The 4992-nt window shown below is 58.3% G+C and carries 7 protein-coding genes; 3 read left to right on the plus strand and 4 right to left on the minus strand.

All coding sequences use genetic code 11. The annotated features are described in order from the left end of the window. Both NUW23_14570 and NUW23_14575 read left to right on the plus strand, forming a co-directional pair. A partial coding sequence (locus tag NUW23_14570) for an ABC transporter ATP-binding protein (GenBank protein MCR4427383.1) occupies nt 1-557 on the plus strand: 557 nt, incomplete at its 5' end. Next, on the plus strand, nt 554-1303 hold the full coding sequence (locus NUW23_14575; GenBank protein ID MCR4427384.1) for an ABC transporter ATP-binding protein: 750 nt from the start codon (nt 554-556) through the stop codon (nt 1301-1303). The genes NUW23_14570 and NUW23_14575, both read left to right, overlap by 4 nt. Before the next feature lie 58 nt (nt 1304-1361). Here the strand turns inward: NUW23_14575 and NUW23_14580 are convergent, their stop codons facing one another. From NUW23_14580 to NUW23_14595, 4 genes are all read right to left on the minus strand, one after another. After that, complete coding sequence (locus NUW23_14580; GenBank protein ID MCR4427385.1) at nt 1362-2381, minus strand: DUF4065 domain-containing protein; 1020 nt, start codon at nt 2379-2381, stop codon at nt 1362-1364. A gap of 5 nt (nt 2382-2386) precedes the next feature. Continuing rightward, nucleotides 2387-2737 (minus strand): type II toxin-antitoxin system MqsR family toxin, encoded by a 351-nt coding sequence (locus tag NUW23_14585; protein ID MCR4427386.1) that lies wholly within the window; start codon nt 2735-2737, stop codon nt 2387-2389. Between the two features lie 133 nt (nt 2738-2870). Continuing rightward, nucleotides 2871-3320 (minus strand): IS3 family transposase, encoded by a 450-nt coding sequence (locus tag NUW23_14590; GenBank protein MCR4427387.1) that lies wholly within the window; start codon nt 3318-3320, stop codon nt 2871-2873. A 41-nt stretch (nt 3321-3361) separates the two neighbouring features. Further along, nucleotides 3362-4087: a DUF4817 domain-containing protein gene (locus NUW23_14595; GenBank protein ID MCR4427388.1), complete on the minus strand. Its 726-nt coding sequence runs from the start codon at nt 4085-4087 to the stop codon at nt 3362-3364. 418 nt (nt 4088-4505) lie between these two features. Between NUW23_14595 and NUW23_14600 the strand changes: the two genes are divergently transcribed. Beyond that, nucleotides 4506-4992 (plus strand): hypothetical protein (locus NUW23_14600; protein ID MCR4427389.1); only part of this gene is annotated, 487 nt, incomplete at its 3' end.

Genomic DNA, 4992 nt, shown 5'->3' on the forward strand with positions numbered 1-4992 from the left:
AGCCGCACGAGATAGCCCGCATGGGCATAGCCAGGACCTTCCAGAACCTGAGGCTGTTCAAGAACCTCACGGTACTGCAGAACGTCGCCATCGCCGGACAGCTGGAGTCCAGGTACAGCCTCCTGTCCGCCGTGCTACGCACCCCCGCTTACCGCGCCGAGGAGAAGCACGTGATGGGCCGGGCGATGGAACTGTTGGAACTCGTGGGGCTGGCCGAGAAAGCGCACGAGAAGGCGAAAAACCTCTCTTACGGGCACCAGCGGAAGCTGGAGATAGCCAGGGCGTTGGCGCTGAAGCCCAGGGTGCTCCTGCTCGACGAACCCGCGGCGGGGATGAACCCCGACGAATCCCTCAGTCTCATGGACTTCCTGCAAGACGTCAGGGAGAAGTTCAAGATCGCCATACTCCTGATAGAGCACCACATGGAGGTAGTCATGGGCATCTGCCCGAGGATACTGGTGCTCAACTTCGGCTGCACGATCGCCGAGGGCAACCCCGAGGAGATACAGGCCGACCCGGAAGTCATCAAGGCGTACCTTGGGGAGGTGCAGCGATGAGCGGGGTCATGCTCAAGGCGGAGTCACTCCACGTCCACTACGGCGTGATTCACGCGCTGAAGGGCGTGAACGTCGAGGTGCGCGAGGGTGAGATTGTCGCGATAATCGGCGCGAACGGCGCCGGGAAGAGCACCTTCCTGAACACCATCGCCGGCATGGTCAGGCCCTCCGCCGGGTCCATCGAGTTCATGGGCGCGAGGCTGCCGTCGCGCTCTCACGAGGTCGTCAAGGCGGGGATCGCGTTCGTACCGGAGGGCAGGCGCATTTTCGGGAATCTCACGGTGTACCAGAACCTCATGATGGGGGCCTACCTGCGCCGGGATGTAGAGGGGATCCGGGAAGACATGCGGCGCGTGTATCGCCTGTTTCCGCGACTGCAGGAAAGGGAGCGGCAGCCCGGCAGCACCCTGAGCGGCGGGGAACAGCAGATGCTCTCTATCGGCCGCGCGCTCATGTCCAGGCCCAAGATGCTCCTCCTCGACGAGCCGTCCCTCGGGCTCGCCCCGATCCTCGTCCGCGACATCTTCGCAACGCTGAGGGACATCAACGCGGAGGGTACCACCATCCTCCTCGTCGAGCAGAACGCGCGCCAGGCTCTCGACCTCGCGCGGCGGGCATACGTGTTTCAGACCGGCACCGTGGTGCTGTCGGGACCGAGCTCCGATCTTCTCGCCGACAGGCAGGTACAAGAGGCCTACCTCGGCGCCCGGATCGCCGCCCGCAGGATGCCCGAAGCACAGCACTAGAAAACTGCACGACTTGACTTAGCCGATCTCCGTCGGAGGACTGCCGCAATTCCTGCCTCTATAGGTCGGGTGGCCACTGCAGGTCGGCGGCACGCTCATAAGGAATCACCCTGCTCTTGGGTGTATCCTTCCAGGCGCTTTCGTTGTGCGACATGTTTCTTAGAACCTCCGCGCTAAGTCCGCACAGTCGAGAGGCCACCTCATTCATGGTTTCCATCTCGTCACGTGTGAACACGCTAGCGTCAACTGCAGTCTCCGCCTTGACCAGATCCGCTTCCCAGTTCTCAATCACCTTGGACTCCACGGAGATTGCGCCGGTTTCCATCGCAGCCTGAAGACACAAGAACCAGCCTTCCAAAGCCGGGCCGTGAGGTAGAGCCGCATAACGAGCCCCACTTATCGAAACGCCGTGTTCCTTGAAATGAAGGAAGTCGGCATACCAGAGATGTTTCATCAGGGCAGTCTTCGACATCGTGCTACGAGTGAAAAACACGATCATGTTGAGGAGCTTCTCAAAGTCAAAACGTCGAAACCCAGTTTGGGAACCAACAGGGATAACGGTCTCCCACTTCTCCATGACGCCCAGGGCCCAGGCCTTCTCCCTGTTCTCGACGCCGGAGTTGGCTATCTTCTTGACTCGTGAAAGCTCCCGTGCAGTCAACCTGTCAGCATGGGTCTTCAGAAGATTGACGACCTCTTTGGGGTCGAGCAGCCTCCTGATTGTCTCCACATGAGCTGGCACAGGTATGGCTCCCTTCTCGTACCGATAGACCGTGGAAGGACTCCACCCCAGCAGCTTGGCCAGAGTGCGCTGCCCGAGTCCGTAGCGCTTGCGCAGACTTGCTATGTCATCCGCCGTGGGAACACCTCGGAGACGCCTATATTCGGCATAGGCCCGCTCAAGTGTCGCGAAGTCCAGCTGCTTGACGGGCACCTCTCCTCCACACGTCCGGCAGTAGGCCACCTTGGTCTCAATTGTCACCGGCTCGCCCCTCACCGGCACAGTCTGCTTGACTGTCCTTATATCCAGTCCTCTCTTAGAATTACATGCGGGGCAGTATCCAACTCTTGTTGTCACGTCTGTCACCCCCGATAAGGGTATCTTAGTGGATACTCCGCCGGATGAAACGAAAGGCACACCAGCCCATCGCCAGTCCTCACCTTCAGCTTGATGTAGTATTCGCCGTTGTCCGTCTCAATTCCGAAAGTCCACACTTCTTCGCCTGGAAAACCTCTGTCTCCCTCAGGGCCAGTCACGTAGTTTTCGACCGCAAGCGAACATAGTGTTTCCAGCACAACTTCCTCAGTCCATCCCATGAAGGCAAGGGCATCGAGGTTCTTCTGTCGCTTAACAAGGTTCCATTTCCCCTCGACAATTAGAGCCTTCGCTCTATCGAGAAAACACCTTACCTGCGTGCGGGAGACAACAGTCAATCTTCCCGCCTCCAACAACTGTTCTTACCAATCATCGTATTCCATTGAACTACAAAATGCAATTAAATGATTACATCAATGTCTTTCTCGGTAGATGACGGCGGATCTTACGCTGCGTGCTCCTCCAGATTGCTTATTCCGCCGGCATCTTCATGAGTGGGGCCGGCTCTTGCGCGCTCCAACTGACCGCCATGCCGTCAAAGCAGTCAATCATAGGGGATAAGTAGACCTTGCCGGCAGGCAGCGAAAACTCTGTGAGATCGGTGAGCCACTTCGCATTGGGGACCTCAGCGTGAAAGTCGCGCTCAATGACGTTTGGCGCCGGGGGACCGATCTCGCCCTTGTAAGAACTGTACTTGCGCTTCTTTCGACCGACCACGACGAGGTTTTCCTCACGCATAAGCCTGCGTACTACCTTTTCGGACACGGTCTTGCCGTCTCTGGTGATGACGGCGTGAATCCGTCGGTAACCATAGCGCCCGTCGGCCAGAGCGAATGCAGTGCGCACGCGCTCTCGGAGCTCGGAATACTTGTCCGGTATGGTCAGGGCAGCGTAATGGTAGAAGTAGCTGCTCTTGGGCATAGAAAGACACCCCAGCAGCTCATTCAGAGGGTATCTCTTCCTCAGGGCGCCGATCGCTGCTCCTTCTCCCGATTGGTCAGATTCTTCGGATCGGCGCCCTGGTCTTTTTTTGGGATTTCTGCCGTCACTTCCAGGACGTCCCGTTCGAGTCGAAGCCGGTGGACCTGTTCTTCCAATGCCTCTACCTGTCCCTTAAGCGACTCCACCTTAGCCAACAATGCGTCTCTGTCGTCGCTGGGCTTGGGTTTACCAAGCTTTGGCTTGCTCACTGGGCGCTCCTTTCCGAGCAGATGGTACTTCCATTGGTACAAAGCGGTGCGGCTGACGCCATACTTCTCAGCAACCTGTCGGGCTGGGCCGTCTCTGGAACACAAGTCCAGAACAGCTGCCTGTTTCTGCTCACACGTGGATTCTACCCTGGACTGAAGTGACCTTCCGGAGCGTAGTCCGCGCCTGTCCGGGACTGCCTCGTCGAGCCATTGCCTAAGCGTTTCTCGGTTCGGGTAACCCAGGGCCTGGATGCTCCGGCGCAGACTTCGGCCGTGTTCCAGGTAGTAAGCCACCGCAGCCTTTTTCTGCTCGTTCGAGTACTTCGGTGGGCGAGCGCGATATCCATCGTGAAGCGTGCCGGTGGCCTTGTACTCCCTGACCCACTGTTTCAGCGTGTTCTTCGTAGGATAACCCAGTTCCCGGCGAACGGCGGCGGAGTTGCTGCCATACTTGAGGTAGAGATTGACTGCCCTCGTCCGATCTTTCAGTGTGTACACGGCGGACATCCTCCTGTCTCATTTCGAGTCCAGGTTTTTGTCCGCACCCCCAGTGGATCAAGACTGAGCCGGCGTTGACAAGCGGGCCGTCCAAACACCACCCCCGAGCTTTTGACCATGGAGATTCCCGGCGCACCCTCCGCCCGCGCTCGCCGCCAGCCTCCGCCCACTGTCGTGGGAGGAAGTCTTGCACGGAGTTCGGTCCGGATCCTCCACTAACGATCATGCCAACACCACTTGACGGGACAGGGCCTGGCGGAAATGGTATTGTGCCCCCAGGCCAGTGTTACCAATGAGGGGGCCGTCGCATTTGTCTGGAGTATTCTGCGCCGAGGACGGCAATTCTTCACAAACCAGAGGAGGAGTCGCTGAAACTCCGCAGAAAGAATCCTGGAACACAGGGGTGGGAGGTGACAAGATGAATGCCGAAGACCTGATGGCTGTTGATTTCGTTCTCGTGGATGGCACAACGCCGGTAGAGCGTGTGGCGGAACTCATCGTCGACCGGCAGGCGACATGTGCCATCGTCATAGGTGGCAGCAGCGTTCCTTGTTTTGTCACGCCGGCGGACCTGTTGCCTCTGCAAATAGGCAAGAGAGTGGATTCTCGACCCGTTAGGGAAGTGGCCCGTGTGGCTGTCCAAGTCGAGAGGAACGCAGAGACGGCCCAGGTCAGTGCTGCCATCGCTGAGAGCGGTTTGGCCGTTGTACAGGATGCTTGCCACAAGGTCCTCGGATACATCGACCCCAGGCGTCTAATGCGGGCGACCCTTGATGTAGCAGGACAACAGCAATGGTTATCTGCTGAGACGCAGTCAGTGTTCGAGATTCTGAAGGATGGAGTTTATATAACTGACGGGAATGGAGTGACCCTTTGGACAAACAAGGCATGGGAAACCATCTCTG

This window comes from Bacillota bacterium (genome assembly GCA_024655925.1).
Taxonomy (GTDB): Bacteria; Bacillota; DTU025; order DTU025; family JANLFS01; genus JANLFS01.